The 16,268-nt window shown below is 58.1% G+C and carries 16 protein-coding genes and 2 pseudogenes; 10 read left to right on the top strand and 8 right to left on the bottom strand.

Annotated features, from left to right (window positions below; genetic code table 11):
- Positions 1 to 30: 30 nt before the first annotated feature.
- Both XH84_RS40625 and XH84_RS40620 read left to right on the top strand, forming a co-directional pair.
- A pseudogene (locus tag XH84_RS40625) lies at positions 31 to 258 on the top strand (IS110 family transposase); the annotation flags it as partial.
- Between the two features lie 130 nt (positions 259 to 388).
- A complete protein-coding gene (locus tag XH84_RS40620) occupies positions 389 to 904 on the top strand; it encodes an IS110 family RNA-guided transposase (RefSeq protein WP_164935827.1) in 516 nt (171 codons plus the stop codon).
- A gap of 313 nt (positions 905 to 1,217) precedes the next feature.
- Here XH84_RS40620 and XH84_RS07415 read toward each other — a convergent pair whose 3' ends face one another.
- Positions 1,218 to 1,466: a hypothetical protein gene (locus XH84_RS07415; RefSeq protein WP_128916162.1), complete on the bottom strand. Its 249-nt coding sequence runs from the start codon at positions 1,464 to 1,466 to the stop codon at positions 1,218 to 1,220.
- A 264-nt stretch (positions 1,467 to 1,730) separates the two neighbouring features.
- Here XH84_RS07415 and XH84_RS07410 point away from each other — a divergent pair, with 264 nt between their 5' ends.
- Positions 1,731 to 2,252 carry a hypothetical protein gene (locus XH84_RS07410; protein WP_128916161.1) on the top strand — a complete coding sequence of 174 codons (522 nt, stop codon included), beginning with the start codon at positions 1,731 to 1,733 and terminating at the stop codon, positions 2,250 to 2,252.
- A gap of 187 nt (positions 2,253 to 2,439) precedes the next feature.
- Here the strand turns inward: XH84_RS07410 and XH84_RS41605 are convergent, their stop codons facing one another.
- The 3 genes and pseudogenes from XH84_RS41605 to XH84_RS39560 form a co-directional block, all read right to left on the bottom strand.
- Positions 2,440 to 2,700 (bottom strand): DNA ligase-like domain-containing protein, encoded by a 261-nt coding sequence (locus XH84_RS41605; protein WP_347338714.1) that lies wholly within the window; start codon positions 2,698 to 2,700, stop codon positions 2,440 to 2,442.
- Positions 2,701 to 2,786: 86 nt separating this feature from the next.
- A pseudogene (locus XH84_RS41600) lies at positions 2,787 to 3,026 on the bottom strand (ATP-dependent DNA ligase); the annotation flags it as partial.
- 439 nt (positions 3,027 to 3,465) lie between these two features.
- Positions 3,466 to 3,642, bottom strand: a complete 177-nt coding sequence (locus XH84_RS39560) for a hypothetical protein (protein WP_164935825.1) — start codon at positions 3,640 to 3,642, stop codon at positions 3,466 to 3,468.
- 1,397 nt (positions 3,643 to 5,039) lie between these two features.
- Here XH84_RS39560 and XH84_RS07390 point away from each other — a divergent pair.
- The 3 genes from XH84_RS07390 (at position 5,040) to XH84_RS07380 (ending at position 6,164) form a co-directional block, all read left to right on the top strand.
- Positions 5,040 to 5,510, top strand: a complete 471-nt coding sequence (locus XH84_RS07390) for a Cif family virulence factor (RefSeq protein ID WP_128916159.1) — start codon at positions 5,040 to 5,042, stop codon at positions 5,508 to 5,510.
- A gap of 53 nt (positions 5,511 to 5,563) precedes the next feature.
- On the top strand, positions 5,564 to 5,800 hold the full coding sequence (locus tag XH84_RS07385; protein ID WP_128916158.1) for a hypothetical protein: 237 nt from the start codon (positions 5,564 to 5,566) through the stop codon (positions 5,798 to 5,800).
- A gap of 169 nt (positions 5,801 to 5,969) precedes the next feature.
- The gene (locus XH84_RS07380; protein WP_347338711.1) at positions 5,970 to 6,164 is read left to right on the top strand and encodes a hypothetical protein; all 195 of its coding nucleotides are present in this window, start codon (positions 5,970 to 5,972) and stop codon (positions 6,162 to 6,164) included.
- Positions 6,165 to 6,804: 640 nt separating this feature from the next.
- On the opposite strand, the gene XH84_RS40615 is transcribed toward XH84_RS07380, so the two are convergent.
- The 3 genes from XH84_RS40615 to XH84_RS07365 form a co-directional block, all read right to left on the bottom strand.
- Positions 6,805 to 7,005 (bottom strand): hypothetical protein, encoded by a 201-nt coding sequence (locus XH84_RS40615; RefSeq protein ID WP_128916156.1) that lies wholly within the window; start codon positions 7,003 to 7,005, stop codon positions 6,805 to 6,807.
- A gap of 1,778 nt (positions 7,006 to 8,783) precedes the next feature.
- Entirely contained in the window at positions 8,784 to 9,440 is a 657-nt protein-coding gene (locus XH84_RS07370; protein ID WP_128916155.1) for a restriction endonuclease subunit S, read from the bottom strand.
- A complete protein-coding gene (locus tag XH84_RS07365) occupies positions 9,437 to 10,978 on the bottom strand; it encodes a type I restriction-modification system subunit M (RefSeq protein WP_128916154.1) in 1,542 nt (513 codons plus the stop codon). The genes XH84_RS07370 and XH84_RS07365 overlap by 4 nt, the downstream gene beginning before the upstream one ends.
- A gap of 114 nt (positions 10,979 to 11,092) precedes the next feature.
- Between XH84_RS07365 and XH84_RS07360 the strand changes: the two genes are divergently transcribed.
- The 4 genes from XH84_RS07360 to XH84_RS07340 all read left to right on the top strand — a co-directional run bounded on the left by XH84_RS07360 (position 11,093) and on the right by XH84_RS07340 (position 15,668).
- Entirely contained in the window at positions 11,093 to 12,898 is a 1,806-nt protein-coding gene (locus XH84_RS07360) for a hypothetical protein (RefSeq protein ID WP_128916153.1), read from the top strand.
- A gap of 2 nt (positions 12,899 to 12,900) precedes the next feature.
- Positions 12,901 to 13,680: a hypothetical protein gene (locus XH84_RS07355; RefSeq protein ID WP_128916152.1), complete on the top strand. Its 780-nt coding sequence runs from the start codon at positions 12,901 to 12,903 to the stop codon at positions 13,678 to 13,680.
- On the top strand, positions 13,673 to 14,392 hold the full coding sequence (locus XH84_RS07350) for a hypothetical protein (RefSeq protein WP_128916151.1): 720 nt from the start codon (positions 13,673 to 13,675) through the stop codon (positions 14,390 to 14,392). The genes XH84_RS07355 and XH84_RS07350 overlap by 8 nt, the downstream gene beginning before the upstream one ends.
- A 1,075-nt stretch (positions 14,393 to 15,467) precedes the next feature.
- Positions 15,468 to 15,668, top strand: coding sequence for a hypothetical protein (locus tag XH84_RS07340; protein WP_128916150.1), 201 nt, complete (start codon positions 15,468 to 15,470; stop codon positions 15,666 to 15,668).
- A gap of 195 nt (positions 15,669 to 15,863) precedes the next feature.
- Here XH84_RS07340 and XH84_RS07335 read toward each other — a convergent pair whose 3' ends face one another.
- A complete protein-coding gene (locus tag XH84_RS07335) occupies positions 15,864 to 16,127 on the bottom strand; it encodes a hypothetical protein (protein WP_128916149.1) in 264 nt (87 codons plus the stop codon).
- Between the last annotated feature and the right edge of the window lie 141 nt (positions 16,128 to 16,268).

Here is a 16,268-nt window from a genome sequence, read left to right as displayed (position 1 = left end):
GCGTTTTTCCAGAAGTTGCCGCCATGCCTGGTGGGAATCGAGGCTTGCGCATCATCGCACTATTGGTCGCGCGAGCTGCAGGCGTTGGGGCACACGGTTCGATTGATGCCTCCGGCCTACGTGAAGCCCTACGTCAAGCGGCAGAAGAACGACAGCACCGACGCGGAGGCGATTTGCGAGGCGGTCACGAGACCGAACATGCGGTTCGTGCCGGCCAAGACGGTCGAGCAACAGAGCTGTCTGATGCTTCATCGTGCGCGCCATCTCTTCATCCGCCAGCAGACTGCCGTGATCAATTCAATCCGCGCCTATTTTGCCGAGTTCGGGATCGTCGCCCCTGTCGGGCGCCAGGGTGTCGAGCAGTTGCTGGAAGTGGTCGCCGACACTGATGACCGCCGGCTGCCGGAGGTGTCTTGCGGCTCTCGGCAGCCAATTGCGGGCCCTGAAGGCCCAAATCCTGGAGTTCGACCGACGCATCATCGCCTGGCATCAATCAAATGCGACGAGCAAACGGCTGGACGCGATTCCTGGCGTCGGGCCGGCGCTGGCAACGGCGTTGGTCGCGAGCGTTGCCGATGCCAAGGCCTTCCGATCGGGACGGGACTTCTCGGCCTGGGTTGGGCTCGTGCCGAAGCAGAACTCGAGCGGGGGCAAGGACAAACTTGGCAGTATCAGCAAGCAAGGCGATCGCTATTTGCGCAGCCTGTTCACGGCAGGCGCACTCGCAGTGATCCGCTATGCCAAGATCCATGGCACCCGGCATCGGCCCTGGCTCACCGCATTGTTGGCGCGGCGACCCACAAAGGTCGCTGCCATCGCGCTCGTCAACAAACTCGCCCGGATGGCATGGGCGATGATGGCCAAGAACGAACGCTACAAGGAACCCGCCGCTCTCATGGCGTAAATGAGTTCACAGCCGGACACACCGGTGTGACGTAACGGTTGGAAAGGACGAACAGCACTTAATGCAGCGCCGGTCGATCCGGCGATCAGGACAACCCACATGGGCCAAGGCATCTTCGAATGCGTGCTGTTGATCGGGACCTGATCCGCGGAGGGCATTATGGCCAGCGGTCATGGGTACCGCACAAACAGGCCGAACACATGGCTGCTCCGACCAATGCTGCAAGTGAAGATTCTTCTTGCCAACCCGGAGCCGTCCACACATCGCGCGTCACTCTCGCTCATAGAGAGCGTGATCCCGAAGCGCAGTCCTCTCATCTACCGTGCGGAACGACAGTCTTTGGGCCACCGCGATAAGCGTGGGATTTTTCGGTTCTGACGCCCTGCGCGTAGATGTCGCTTCGCGGCGCGTAAACATCAATTCCTTGCGCATAGATGTCGCCACCGCTTTGCCGCGTCATGGGGGCAGGCGATTTGGGGCCGCCTTGGTACTGCTGAGCCATGCTGGACACAATCAAGAATGGCGTGACGAGTGCGACGGCAAGGATGTATTTGATGGTCATGATTTTCCTCCGGCACTTACTCCAAAGTGTTGCTCTTAGGTTACACCCCTGCTGCACTCATCTTCATCAAAGAGCTGTGAGCGTGCCTATTTTTTAGCCTCAGCGAACTGTCTTACCTGCCTGCCCTTGTGAAAGCGGGGCGCTCTTCAAAAGAAAACTAATTCAGATCACGCCTTTAGGTGACCTTCTAAACGGCATCGGCTGGTGGCACGCGACTTGCGACGCATGGCGCGGGATTGATCCGCTACTGCCGAGGAAAAGGACATGCGAGCGCACCTGATTGCTGCTGTTGTTTTGATGGCGCTAAGCGTTACATCGGCTTCCGCGACCGTAATTATCAGCGCCGACATCGGCGGTAAGATGCGGGACTATGCGACGCACTTCCGACATGTGCGCGACTCCGGTGAGTCCGTCGTCATTACGGGCAAATGCGTTTCGGCCTGCACCATGGTGCTCGGATTAGTCCCGAGCGACCGAGTCTGCGCCACCCCTGATGCGGTGCTTGGTTTTCATGCGGCATGGATGTTCGATGACTCTGGCAAACGCGTCGTCAGCGCATCCGGGACGCAAGAACTAATGACGACCTATCCTGCTCCGGTGCGCGCTTGGATCGCACGGCGCGGCGGGCTGACGCCAAAAATGATGTACCTTCGAGGTCGTGATCTCGCCGCCATTGTTGCGCCTTGCGATAGTTCACGCGTGGCATCTGCTTCACGCTCGAAGCGCTTCGGCGGCACTCAAATTGATGATACAAATTCGCCTCGCGCCAGTTTTGGCGCGCGCTGAATAATCGCACCGGCTTGCTTATCAGTTCTTGCTGCCTAAAGGGACTGAGCAATAACGGGGTATCCGCTGCATCGGTTCATGTCTGCCTATGGCCCATCTCAGTCATCTTGCGCCGATTGCACTTAAGTCTGCTTCTTGAGGTTAAACAGAAGGTAGCTGCCACTGAACGGTCTTCCTCAGCAGCAGCCTACAGCTCCCGGTCCATCGCCGGGTGCTTCCGGTTATTGATCCAGTGCTGCTGCCGCCCGCCTCGATAAGGTCGCTCGCGGTGCTTCGAGACGATGCCTTCGAGCCCCAAGCGGCATGCGGCACGGAAGAGATCAGGGCCAATCGCCTCGAAGGGAGCAACGAAGATACCATCCGGGCGCCGCGCAAGCAGCCGATCGAGATTGGTCTTGCGCAGGTGCAGCGGGAGTGATCGTAGATCGTCACTATCCATCGCCAGCACGTCACCAGCCCGTCAAAGGCGTGGAGCTGAACCTCGTGGTCGCACTTGCGGGAGTGCAGCGCGTTGAAGTCGGAGGCGCCATCGACGCCAAGCACGACTGCCTCACCGTCGATCACGGACTGCTTCGCTCGGTTCTTGAGCGCCGCCTCAACGATCCAAGGAAAGCGCTTTGTCCAATCGTGACCGCCACGCGTGATCAGGCGCACGCGGTCGCCATCGCGCTCCAAGCGGAGGCGATAAACGTCGTACTTCACTTCATGAAGCCAATCCGGGCCATCTGGGACCGAAGTGCTCTTGGTCGGCAGGCAAAACTCAAATGAACGCATGCGGGAAAAATAGGCATGCGATGCCCGATTGCGAGATGACGCTTAGAGCCAAGTTGTCGGCCACATGTTGCGGCTCGGGGCGGGCGGATCAGCAGCGTCTCGCCTTAGCCGGCCTGTTTACATCTGGCCCTATGTTCCAGCGCCGGAACATTACAAATGCCTGTCTCTGATCACAAGTGAACGCAGCGATGTCCCTGACCGGGACTAGTTTCGAATTGCATGGCGCCTCCTCACGCGCCAGCCGTCGGACCGCTTGGCCCCGCACTTGTCCCCTCCAGCCCCGCAGAAGGGTCAGGCGTCCGATGGGGGTTTTGCGCAGCATCAAAGTGAGAGCCGCCCATCTCCGACAGACTGCACGTGCAGCGGCGCATTTCATTGGCGGACAAATCGATATTGCCGTAGATGACCAAGGTCATCTGCGGTGTCAGCCAATATAGAGCTACTTCGGCTTTTGCTTGTCTGCTACGTCGCGAGCGGCCAAGCCAAGCTCCAGCTCTTTGAGTTGTTCTATTAATTCCTGGACGATCTCATCGTAGTCAGATGGCGTCAGTGAATGCACGCCTCGCGCAGCCAATTGCTTCCGAAGGATCGTTGCCATCATGGCTTTAACGCTCATGGGCCACTCAAATTAAACTCGATTACAAAATCAATCTGAAGTAGATGCCAAACGCTACGGATGGGCAATCTCCGTAGAATTACGGCCATGGCGAGGGCCCTGCGGCATGCACGTGGACCCGAGCGCGAAATAAGAAGCGCGGGATTGCGTTCCGTTGTTTTCGGGACGCGATTTGAAGCCGCAACGAAAGCAGAAGCGCGCTTCGGAAAGTAAAAATTTGTTCTGCGTCATAATCATAATGACTCCGACGTAAAAATAGAAAATAGAGTGAAAAGAACAAAAAAATAATGGGAGGAATAGATGGATACCGTATGTCGCCTGCGAGCGATGGCATCGCTGTGCCGTCAGACCGCCGCGCATCATCCCGATAGAAGCTGGAAGCTGCTTGCCGAAGCTGAGTACTGGGAGCACTTAGCCAATGGTGCGCTGCGCGATCACTCGTGCACATCTGCCTTCCCGCTCCCAGCAATCGGAGAAGATGCGAACACCACGCGATCGGCGCAGAGTATGGCAGCGTGAGCGCTTTCGGTTACTCAAAGTCCCCCCGACGGTGACAGCCAGCTCTCACTTTTTGCAAGGCGAACTTATTTCTTTTGGCAGGGTTGCGTTCATGGATAGCGTAGAGCGGTGCTTCGCCGCAGTGACGGCAATCGGTTTCATTGTGACCGTCGTCGGGATGATATTGCTGCAAACGATCTAAGTTCTAGCTCTGCGCAAATTGCAGGCCCCTCGCGGCGGGGGGCTTTGGGCTGTCGGTCAGCCGGGCTGCGCTCAAGATCGCTCGGGGACTACTTCTTCAACAGCAGTCCCAACGTTCGAGCCATTCGCCTCACTGAGCCAGCGTAGCGGCCCAGTTCGGCGGCTATCTTCGATGCGCCAACTCCCTGCCGGGCCAACGTGATCAATCGTCGGACCTCCTGCTCGGCCCATTGCTTTGGCTTCGGTGTTTTCATGATGCGGCGCTCGATCCGCACCAGTTAACCAGCGAGCGCAATGACCGACACTTGGGAAATTTACGGGTGGGCTTCCTGACTGAGGCAGGCCCTCGCCGTAGAATGACAATTTCGATGCAAGCAAGCGCCTTGGGCCGTAGCGAGCTTGTCGTTCGCTAACCATGATGAAACATCGCGCGCGCCGAGCAAGACACTTTCATCTGTCACATGCGTCAACTTGCCTGTCTTTCCCAACCGCATTCGCCGCATTCTCGAGGAATGCCCGCTCCCGTCGTCGATGATCAAGGTTGGCGCGCGCCAAGCGGTGCAAAATGGGATATACTCGCAAGCCGGTAGTATTACAGCCTAACGAAAGAATGCCCCTCGGAACAAATGCAACGCGACGTCCTACGTCAGGAGGACGTCGCGATGCAATTGTGCATCACAACGAGAGGGGAAGTTGTTATGAAGCGACATTCATTGCTCTGGGCATTGTGTTCTTCCGCTTTCATCTCTGCACCGGCACTGGCCGATGAGGTCAAGCAGGAGGCCGAAAAATTAGCCGTCGCATACACCGACTGCGTCGCCAAGAAAGACGCGGCCTGTGTCGCTGCGCTCTATACAAAGGACGGGGTCCAGATCAACCCGGGCGGTGTGTTTTCCGATCTCAAGACCGTATACGAAAACAACTTCAAGAACGGCACCGATCATATAGAGATCAGAGTCGGCAACATGTCGGTCATCAACAACGATCTGGTCGTCGCCAACGGCGAGACCGACATCTTCGGTAAGGACCCTAAGAGCGGCGACGCCACCAAGGTCACGGTGTTCTGGGGCGCCATCGACATACGTGAAGGCGGCGCTTTAAAAATCCGACAGTTGACCGTCGGCATGAAGCCGCCTCCAGCTAAAGAAGCCAGCGCCGAGAAGAAGTAGGACGTCATCATGTCGTAAGTCACCACGCGCCCATCCTCTTCGAGGGTGGGCGTTTGATCTTGCTGCACCTTGGCACACTCGAAGACCTGCTTCCGAGCTCAGGAGCTTGGTTTGATTTAGCTCAATGGAGCCTTCTGGTCTTCGCCGACCATTTCGGCATGAAGCCTCCGCCCGAAGAACCAGCCCCGAAGAAGGATGAGCCGCCGACCAAGGCAGCGCGCCGGATCATCGAGGACTACGCGAACGCCCTGCGGGAGATCATCAAGAAGGTGCGCAAGCATCTGAATTAGATGCAGCCGTGCTGTCCTATTGTCGGGCTGCCTAGTCTCTTAACTGGTGCAACCCTTCCGTTGACGACACGTTAAGAACCATCACCGAGCGGATCGTGGCTTTTATCGGTAAAGAGAACGCCGGTAGCGCTCCCGCCTTCCTCTCATGGAAAGGAGCCGCGCCGTGCAAATGCGACGCCGCATCAAACAAACCCAATCCCTCGAAGCGCGCCTTGCTGAGGAAGCAAAGGAGCTGCGCGCGACGGCTGCAACGCTGCCACCCGGCCCCACGCGCGACGCGGTGCTGCGCAAGGCCCGACAGGATGAAACCGCCGCACATGTGACCGAGTGGCTTAACTTACGCGGCCTGAAGCCACCGACCTAAGCGCCCGTTCTTGTGCGTAAAGAGCTGGTCGAGAAATGTCGCACGAGGGCGGAGCAATGCCGCTTGAATGCCAAGTACGCACGGAGCGACTTTGATGAAGCTGCGTGGCTGGACCTCGCTGATGACTGGACAAAGCTAGCGGAAGCCTTCGAACATGAGGACGATCCCAAGTGGACGAACTAAAGGACCAACTGAGGCCGCCTCGCTCGATGTCGCCTGGTGGCCCTTTGCCGATGTCCCTGCCCGCGTCGAAATGACGTCAGACAACCCTCCTTAGCGGACTCCACATGTCCTCCAGGACCGGCTTTCCTAAGGGAGTGGGACTGCAGTCTGCTTAGAGGAGCGCTTCGGCTTAAACTAGGTGAATGCACGCAGCACGGCGCCATGTAGCTTAACAACCGACCTCCTTACTCCTTCGAGCCGATCAGGTGATCGAGTGATGCTGCACTGCATGTGTCCGGGAGTGACCCATTTGAGACCCTCCACTGCACGCTGAGAGTGTCCGCTGGGCGCGGCCGATCGGAAGTCAAAGCCGTGGGATGACGCAACTAACCCAAAGCGGCCCCAGCGCTGACCGATTTCGCCGTAGCGGACCCAGTACAGCTCATATAAATCAGCGATTCGGACCGATGCGTTCGAACTAAATTGAACCGTTCTTCGTGACGTGCAAGCGACGAACGTAATACCCTTGTCGCTGAACTGTTGACCTAATCTCGTCGCTTACCTTGAGAATTCTTTTTCTGGTCTTGCGCCACTTATTTGCAGAGTAAGCCCCGGGTATCGCGGACCCTGTGCTAAGAACGAGCAAATCGCGCTTCCCATTGCGATAGACATCAAACACTTTTTGCCCCCGCTGAGATTGTCAAAGCAAATACGCAATATGTTTAGGTCATTCTGATCGATCAGCTTACAACTCCGAACGGCTGTGCGGGTTGCAAATGGGCAACGCTCCGCGACTTTTGCTTGACGCCTGCCAAACCGGTGAGCGCCGTCGAACGTCCTTATGAGCGTGGTCCTGGGAGGCGAACGTTGATTTTGCGAATGTCCTAAAACGGACGATAGGGTGTTCCTAGAGGGGAGTGCCATGAAAGATATGGAAACTTCCATCTGAAGCACGCCCCTTGCAGCGCTCGTCGGCCGTGGTGCTAATCACACTCACGCGCGATCTATCCGTTCAACGTCGCCGATGCGGATGGCAAATCGGTCCTAGTGGAAAGGCTCACGATTACCGGCCGCATCGAAGGCGTTCAGCCAATTGTTGCCACTTGACGCATTGCGAAGTGCCCTGCTCTTTGGGCGCGGTGGTCGCGACCGCGGAAAAATCTGTAGCTTCTCACCGTGGCTACTCACGCAAATCTTAGGCCGACTGCCGAAAAATTGCAGGCTAACCAATACCTTCGCCGTTCCCGTTTGGAGGATTGGATATCCTCTGGCTTTCGAGAATTGGAGTCTATCGCTAGCTGCAACGTGTCCGCCTCCAAACCACGCCGCCCGCTTCTCCTTGACGGCCACTTAGTTGGCGGCCTCTACCTCCAGCGTTAACCGTTGCGCGCGAAGGCGGTTTTACGGGGTCGCAATCAAACCGTTGGACGTAGCCACGATCCAGCGATTGCCCCAATGCACGATGGAGTCAACTCGTCCGATCCCCGGAATGGTGTCGCCGAGTCTGGCCATCCGAGGTCCGTACGGCCCATCGAGCACAGCAGTTCCGTCTCTCACGTCAATTACTGCCCAACCCTGTATAGTGGTCGGCTTGGTTTCCGGCGGGGGCGCTAGATGATCCAGAGCCGCAGCTCCAGGCGCGCGCACGTTGGTCGATTGAGTGAGAGACACCGTGCCTGTCGACTCCGATGAAACCCGAGCGACCGCCGCCGCGATCGTTGAATTGATCGTTGGCCCATAGTTGAAGGTGGCGTTTGCGTTTGGTGGTGCTTGCAATGCTGCCGCTAGACTCGGCTTCGAAATGCCAGTGTGTCTGGCGGCCGGCGCTGTTTTGGCCAGACGACGCGAAGGCACTTCCTTCTGAGCAACTGAGCTTAGGCCGAACGCACTCACCACCTGGGGCCAATTTTGACCACCAGCCCACCCAAGTCCAAAGCTCGCGATCAGGGCGATTGCGGACAGCACCGCGCGGCTCACTCGGTCACCGCAGGGCTTCGCGAAGGCCAGGACTTCGTCGCTAGGGCTGAAGAAATCGAAGGCAACGGGGACCGCAGGCTGCCTGGGCAGCTCAAACTCTTCCCCGCCCTGATCGTGGACTTGCATGATCTGCCCCACGTTCGACCATTCGAATAGTGGGCTCTGAAGCTAAACCGAGCCTTAACGGAGGCCGAAGGCCGTGAGCTCAATTCTGGCTGATATCGATCGCCGGGATCATTGACGCTGGCGCCCTTTCGCGCGAGCACGCCAGCGGCCACCTGTCCACACCACGACCCGCACTAACTCGCCGCCGATCCGATCTACTACGAATCGATAATTTGCGAGGTGCTTAGGATGCCGCTTTGATAGGGGCATGCCAACGCTCTCACGCCGCCACGACCGGAACGATCCCCGCCGGGAGGCGTGGCTATGCGATTGCGAGTAAGCTCAACGGCGGCACCGGGTCCATCGACGATTTTGTTATTTGGGCTGAACAACACCATAATTTATTCGATCATCTTCATCAACAAATGCGGCGAGTGGCCTGACTTCAGAGTCTCGAATTTTTCCAAACATCTCTAGAAAAATTGACTGCGCGAGACTATCAGCAAGTTCAACGGCGCGCCTGCGCCTGTTGCGCAGCCTGTCCGCAGTGTCCAAGATCGCCGCGATCCGCCGCTGTTCATCCAGCCGAGGAAGTGGGATTTCGAGAGATCCAAGGTTCTCAGTTGAAAAGTTATCTGCCGTCGTTGCGCGTACCCATTTGAGGACTATTGGTTCTGCTGCCTTCAGAATATGCGCAACATAATCTGGGTGGGCACGCTGGCCGCAGATAAGCGCCTTCAAGTCCTGATTTATCGCGACCTCTCGTCGAGTGATGCCGACGGGCAGCGTGTGCTTGAGAATGCCCGACCGATTGACTACCAGGATCGCATTCGGCGGGATAACATTGGTGGCGCTCTTCTCGATCGCCTCCGACGTAATCTTGTCCTCAGCGTCATCGATATCCCATCGTTTCATATCTTTCGGGGACACCCACGGAATGTCCCCGTTCCAAAACGCTGGATTGGATTTTGAAGGAGTCCCCCCTCCCCTTATCTCAACAATCTCTCCAAGAGCGACGGTAGCCAAGCTCACAGCATCGCCTCCAGCTCAGCAAGCCCGTCGGCAATTTCCTGCTCAAGCGCCTTCAACTCCGCAATGATCTTCTTGGGCGGCTGATGCTCGGCCGCTTCATGCACGACTTCCTTGTAACGATTGATAGAGAGATCGTAGCCGGTCGCCGCAATCTCCGACTTGGATACGCAAAAGCTCGGCGCGGTGCGCGGCCGTTCTCGCTCAGCGCCGCCACGCTGTCTCCACCGCTCTGCGATGTCGGGGAGATTGTTCTTCGCATGCTCGTCAACAACGAGCTTTGCCTTCGGCCCCATCTTGTCGATCGGCAGCAGCGGATTGCGCTTGTCGTCCAGCGAGAACCCGTCGGCTTGGCAATCGTAGAACCAGACGTGATCGGTGCCGCCGGAATTCGTCTTTGTGAACAACACGATCGCGGTGGACACGCCGGCATAGGGCCTGAACACGCCGGATGGCAGTTTCACGATACCGTCGAGCTTGTGGTCGTCGACCAGCATCTTGCGGATCACCTTGTGTGCTGTCGACGAGCCGAACAGCACGCCATCCGGCACGATCACCGCCGCGCGGCCGCCGGGCTTCAGCAATTTGAGGAACAGCGCCATGAACAGGAGCTCGGTCTTCTTCGTCTTGACCAGCGCCAGCAGATCCTTCGCCGTCGTCTCGTAGTCGAGCGAACCGGCGAACGGCGGATTGGCGAGCACAAGGCTGTAGCGATCTTCGTCGTCGGCGTGCTCCTGCGACAGCGAGTCTTTGTAGCGAATGTCCGGATCCTCGACGCCGTGCAGCGTCATGTTCATCGAGCCGATGCGCAGCATCGTGCCGTCAAAATCGAAGCCGTGAAACATCTCCTCGTTGAAATGGTCGCGGCTTTCCTGGTCGTGGAACAGTTTTGGATGATTGTCGCGGAGATGCTCGCCGGCCGCGACCAGAAAGCCACAGGTGCCGCAGGCAGGGTCGCAGATCACGTCCTTCGGCGTCGGCGCAGTCATCTCGACCATCAGCGCGATGATGTGGCGCGGCGTGCGGAACTGGCCGTTCTGTCCGGCGGTCGCGATCTTGCCGAGCATGTATTCGTAGAGGTCGCCCTTGGTGTCGCGATCTTCCATCGGGATATCGGCGAGGAGATCGACGACCTTGGCGAGCAGCGCGGGCGTCGGAATGGTGAAGCGCGCACCCTTCATGTGGGTCGCGTGGGCTGTGCCCTCTTCCGCCATATTGCGCAGGAACGGAAAGACGTGCTCGGAGACGATGGCAAACATCGTCGCCGGGTCCTTGTTCTTCAGGCGCGACCAGCGCATCTCCTCATAGGCGACGCCGCCGTCCTTGCCTACATCGTCCTTTCCCTCAGGGAAGATGCGGCGTTCCATCGGCTTGCCGAGGCGGTTCGCCCTGTTCTCCTCGCGGGTGTGGGCCTCATCGAGACCGCGGATGAAGAGGAGATAGGTAATCTGCTCGATCACCTCGATCGGATTGGCGATGCCCCCCGCCCAGAAAGCGTTCCAGACATTGTCGATTTTGGAACGAAGTTCACCCGTGAGCATGTCGTCCTTCTTGTCTACGGATTCCCGTGCGCCATCGACTAGCCGATATTGCGCGGGTAGAAAAAACCCTGCACAATCAACGCTAGAGGAAACGAGCGGGTTGGGGAAGCAGGGGTGGAATGGTACTTTAGGGATATATCAGATGACCCCAGTGAAAAGGAACTGACGCAGCAGGACCAGTTCAACAACGACGAGGTCGTGCTCGCAGAAGCCTTGGTCCGGGAGACAATCCAGAACTCCACCGACGCCTGCGTTTTGCCGGGCGGAACTGTTCGCGTTCGATTCGCCATAGTCGAGCCTAGTACGGCGGAGAGCCGGGAGTTCTTTTCATCCTTGTTGGATGGGCTAGCCCCGCACCTGACAGCTAGCGGGATAGCGGTCCCTACCGCGCCGCAGCGATTCCTTGTGATCGAGGACTTCGAAACAACCGGTCTCTTGGGCGCGATCGATCGGAAAGACGAAGGACAATTCTGCGGCTTTTGGCGGCGATTCGGCCGTTCGAACAAGAAGGGAGCAGCGGGCGGACGATGGGGGCTCGGTAAGCTTGTTTTCTCCTCATCGTCCACAATCAAGACACTCATCGGCCTAACGCGGCGTGCTGACGACCCAAACGTCTGCCTCATGGGCCAAGCCATTCTGAAGAACCACACAATCGGCAACACCGAACTCGATTCGGTCGGCTTCTGGTGCCGCCCCGGCACGAAGACAGGACTTCCGACTACTGAACATTCCCTCTGCCAGCACTTCGCTAGCGTTGCTGGCCTCAAACGGTCAGGCCAAACCGGCCTATCGCTCGTCATCCCATATGTGCTGCCCGACATCGAAGAACAGTACCTCATTCAGGCGACGCTGAAGAACTACTACTTCCCGATCCTTACGAGCCGGCTGATCGTTGAGGTCAACGGGACATCGATCAACGCCGATACGTTCGATCAGGTGTCTGCTGACATGGGAAGTGAGGCGATAGCACCTTCGCTGCTCAGCTTCGTAAGACAGCTTCAATCTTTGCGCTCGCTGTCGCCGATGGTGACCTTACCCGAGAGCTGGCAATCGGCGACCATCACTGGCGACCTCCTCGGCGAGGAGCAAGCAACGCGACTGCGTGACCAGTACAAGGCCGGGGAGATGCTATTCATTCGCGCCCCCATCTCGATCAGCCAAAAGACAAGAAAACCGCAGGGCTCAGAAACATACATCGATCTGTTTCTTCGACCATCCTCACCGGGTGAACGCTCTCAAACGCTCGTCGTGCGGGGCTCAATTACCGTACCGACCGAAGGAAAAAAAGCGCACCTTCCAGATTGCCATGCGGCCCTCGTGGCCGACCATGCCGCGATCAGCCAATTCCTCGGCGACGCTGAGAATCCGGCACATACGCAATGGAACGAGCGTGCAGAAAAGCTTCGAACCAATTGGAACGGCGGACACGCCGTGCTGCGCCGGATCCGAGCCGCACTCCACGAAATCCACGCCGTCGTCGCGGATCGTATCGAGCGCGATGACCCGCTTGCGCTGGTCGATTTCTTTTCGATTCCGAAAGAGAAGCCCAAAGAGCGTGCTCAGAAAGGAACAACCGACCGGCACAACGACCTGCCGCCCCCTAGCCCAAAGCCATTCCGGATCCAACGTCGCGTAGGTGGGTTCACTCTCTTGCCAAATCCGAAAGTCGCACCTGAGAGCTTCCCGCTGAAGATCCGTGTCAGGTGCGCTTACGACGTGCTCAACGGCAATCCCTTCAAACGCTTCAGTGATGACGATTTCAGCTTCTTCCGCGATCGGCTGAAGGTGGAGAAACACAATGCCGATTGTTGGCCCACCGACCCGAACCAACTCGACGTCGAAGCTCGATCTGCAGACTTTAAGGTGGAGGTGGTCGGCTTCGACTCGCATCGTGATCTTGTCGTCGAGGCTCAAGGTTAGCCATGGTCTCGATCCAGCGACGCCTTAATTCCACAGGTCGCAAGAGAATTGCGCGCGACCGTGTGACCATCGAGCTGACCCCTCCCCTCGATAAATTCAGCTTTCCCTCAGCGACTGCCGCGGTCAACCTCGGAGAACTCGATCTCGCTCCGGCTGCAAAGGTAGTCCTTGAAGCTTACTTCCGCAGTTCTTCAATGCGGTTTCCGTGCGGGACTGTGGGCGAGACGACGATCCCTGCACGGCTGATTCTAACCGATATCGACCGGGGTGGCGCCATCCAGTTCCGACTGCTCGTGATAGCCCCTGACGATTCCGGCCGCATCCTTGCGTCAGCCGAGGGTATTCGTCCTCTTCAGAAATCGGACACCTCAGAACGCCAACCGCTGCTGCCATTGCGAGAGACTGATCTTGGAGAAGAACTCTGGCGCGTGGATCTCGATGATCGCAACGGTCCCTGGCTCGTTGTCAACAGCCGGGTCCCGGGCCTTGCTGCACGACTGCGCTCCGATCTCTTGGTCCAGGGTCTCATCCTACCTCATGCGTTGCGAGAGGTTCTACGTCGTCTGCCGGCTGAAGGAGAGGACGAAGGTGATCACGATTGGGGCGACGACTGGCGCAAATTTCTGCGCGAACTGGATGTGCCTGTAGAGCCCGACGACGTAACTGACGAGGAGGCGGTACAAAACTGGGTGGAAGACGCCGTCGACCGTTTCAGCCGACTGAGACGCTTTGCGGAGTTAGTGCGAGCTTCCAGCCCACAAGGCGAAACCAGCCATGCATAATGTACTCTCGCGTTTTACCGAAGATGGCCTCCAGGAATTTGGCAAATGGCTACAAGCGGGAGCTCCTGGCGCTCTTCCGGCCGAGCTCTTAAGTGACAGCTCGTTTGCCGAGCGGCTGCCGGGTGATCGCGAAATAGCGCAAACACAATTCGCAGATCGCTACGAGTTCGGTGTCGGCCTTGTGGCTCTGTTGAGCGACCTGGATGCGCAGATCGTGTCGTTCGACCGGGGCCTGTGGAGCTGGCTAGCAGCATTCTACTTCGAACAGCTTTGTCCGATCGGCCCCGACGGCAAACGCAACCTGCGTAAGGAATACGTCTATCTCCTGACCGATGCGCGGACTAACTACCGGCATCTCGTCCGCACACCATGGTTTCTCGTCAAGACCCACGGCGAACGTTGCCGCTTCCTGTTAATCGGCAGAAAAGAGGAGTTGGCCGCCCCATTGAGCCGGCAAAGCTACTTGCTGGACCAACTAGCCGCACGCCAGTTCGTCATAACCAGCCCTAGCCTGATAGGAGCCGCGGCCCGGCTCTACTCGGACGCCCGCACGGGACAGCCCACGCGTGGCGCCGGCGCGAAGGGTAGCGGCTCACCGCGGCGGCTAGCTCTTATCGCCAATCAGCTCTCCCTTACGTACGACATCCACGGGATGCCCGTGGATCAGTTGATGAAGATCCTCCCCGAGGAGTTCGGCGCGCGATGGCGCTAAGGGTGCGACTATCACAGTGATCGGATTGAACAACCGCTCTGTCTGCCCTTTGCGTCGGACGTCGCACAAGTTTGAGACCCATCTGTAGCTGGTCACCGTAGCTACCGAAACAGGCGTTTGACCAATCATCAAAATTCGGGCCAATTTCAATCTCTTGGAAAGCCAAGTATGGAGGAGCCCCGTTCCGCCATTTAATTAAACGGCAAACACAGTCACCTGAATCTGTGCGGGAGCGCATCGGCAGAACCTGTCGCCGAACACCGTGCGCGGTGATAAGACTCTCGACCACGAGACCTATTCCTCCAACAGCTTAGAGGCAGAGACGTTTAGGCCTTTGAGGTCCAACCCGCTGACAATCAGCTGCCTCCGCTCGTAGTGCATGTCGGCCCTGCTCATAAAGGCGCCTCCCGGTACCCCGACTGGGCCAAGAGAGCCGCCCAAAACTGGAGCCCCCCCGGGGGGGGGGAAGCAAAAAACTCTCAAGCTTCAGCTTTCGACCGGTCGGGCGGCTTCACTTTGAGTTTTTAAGTTTTGGTTGGCCCCGCGAGGGGAAAACGATTATAATTTGAGCATGGGTGCGCGAGGTCCAAAGAGCGCTGCGGAATTGGCCATCATCTCGGCGCATCGGCGCGCACTTCAACAGGATCGTCTCGAATCTCCTCGCGATCTGCCGCCACCGCCGGCTCATCTGGAGCCAGCCACGAAGGTGTGGTGGGTGCAAATTCTCACTGATTTCCCTATCGAGCAGCACCAGCTTCAGACCCTGCAAGCAGCTGGGGAGAGTTGGGACCGCTCGCAACAAGCGCGCGAGGCTCTTGCCAAGCATGGCCTAACGTACGTCGACGGCAAGGGCATGGTCCGTGCTCGGCCGGAAGTAGCAATCGAGCGTGACAGTAGAATCTCGTACCTGCGCTGCATGCGAGAACTGGAGTTCGATAACGTTGAGCCCCCCGTGACGGGCTCTATGCCATGGGCAGACCTAGACTAGGCAGCGCTCCGGCAGCCCCATGAAGCCCGATGTACTACGTCAACACGTCGCGAGACCGGTGGTGTTGGCATTAATTGGGAGATGTTCATGACGACGGAAGAGGCCCGCAAAGCTCGATTTTTCGATCTAATGGACCGCTACATCAGAGTCGGTCAATTACTGCCGGTGGACGAATTAGAGATCGACGCGGCGGCAATTGATGAGCTGCGACTTATTCTCAAAGAGATGGCGTCAATCAAGAACGAGATGGACCGCATAATGGCCGAGCAGGCTGCAGCGAACAGTTGAGCATTTCACTGTGGACGCGGAACGTTGCCACGAACGTGATAAAACCTTGGCCTGCACAACCACCAATTCGTGCGCAACTCAAGCCCAGCTTTTTCAATGCCGCCGCTGCCGCTCCCGATCCTGCGCGCGCCGCCGCGCGACGCCACGAATCCTTGGCGTGTCGATGTAGAACTGAGAGCTCATGACGCCGTAATGTCAGGGTTGCTCGCAAAACACCATCAGTTGCCGCTGCCGCCCTACCGCGGCGCCCTCGAGCCGGCGTCTCACACACACATGGGTTGCGAAGCGCCAGCCCGGCGGGACCGCCGGCAGCTCCGCCTTGCCGAACTCGCCAGGTACGAATTGGCGGATGTACGAGTCCGCCTCCGGATGCGCGTCGAACCACGCGCGGTCCGCCGCAACCGCCTCCTCGACGCTCATCAGCGGCTTTTTCGCCCGAATTCGTGTGATCACCTGCATCTTCAAAGCTCCATAACCCCCGCATTGAATGACGCATGACGTGACATGTCCCCTTTCTTCCTATGTGGCCCCTATCGCGCGTATGCGCGCGCGCGGGAGGGTACGGGGAAAAATAAGCGTCATAGTGCGTCATGCGTCATG

Origin of the sequence: Bradyrhizobium nanningense (genome assembly GCF_004114535.1) — a bacterium.
Classification (GTDB): Bacteria; Pseudomonadota; Alphaproteobacteria; order Rhizobiales; family Xanthobacteraceae; genus Bradyrhizobium; species Bradyrhizobium nanningense.
Note: the sequence above shows the minus strand (reverse complement) of the source record. Positions and strands in the feature narration are given on the sequence as shown.

Coding starts and splice junctions, on each gene's coding strand:
- XH84_RS40620 (WP_164935827.1), top strand. CDS start 389: ATGACCGCCGGCTGCCGGAGGTGTCTTGCGGCTCTCGGCAGCCAATTG.
- XH84_RS07415 (WP_128916162.1), bottom strand. CDS start 1,466: ATGACCATCAAATACATCCTTGCCGTCGCACTCGTCACGCCATTCTTG.
- XH84_RS07410 (WP_128916161.1), top strand. CDS start 1,731: ATGCGAGCGCACCTGATTGCTGCTGTTGTTTTGATGGCGCTAAGCGTT.
- XH84_RS39560 (WP_164935825.1), bottom strand. CDS start 3,642: ATGAGCGTTAAAGCCATGATGGCAACGATCCTTCGGAAGCAATTGGCT.
- XH84_RS07390 (WP_128916159.1), top strand. CDS start 5,040: ATGAAGCGACATTCATTGCTCTGGGCATTGTGTTCTTCCGCTTTCATC.
- XH84_RS07380 (WP_347338711.1), top strand. CDS start 5,970: ATGCGACGCCGCATCAAACAAACCCAATCCCTCGAAGCGCGCCTTGCT.
- XH84_RS07365 (WP_128916154.1), bottom strand. CDS start 10,978: ATGCTCACGGGTGAACTTCGTTCCAAAATCGACAATGTCTGGAACGCT.
- XH84_RS07355 (WP_128916152.1), top strand. CDS start 12,901: ATGGTCTCGATCCAGCGACGCCTTAATTCCACAGGTCGCAAGAGAATT.
- XH84_RS07350 (WP_128916151.1), top strand. CDS start 13,673: ATGCATAATGTACTCTCGCGTTTTACCGAAGATGGCCTCCAGGAATTT.
- XH84_RS07340 (WP_128916150.1), top strand. CDS start 15,468: ATGACGACGGAAGAGGCCCGCAAAGCTCGATTTTTCGATCTAATGGAC.
- XH84_RS07335 (WP_128916149.1), bottom strand. CDS start 16,127: ATGCAGGTGATCACACGAATTCGGGCGAAAAAGCCGCTGATGAGCGTC.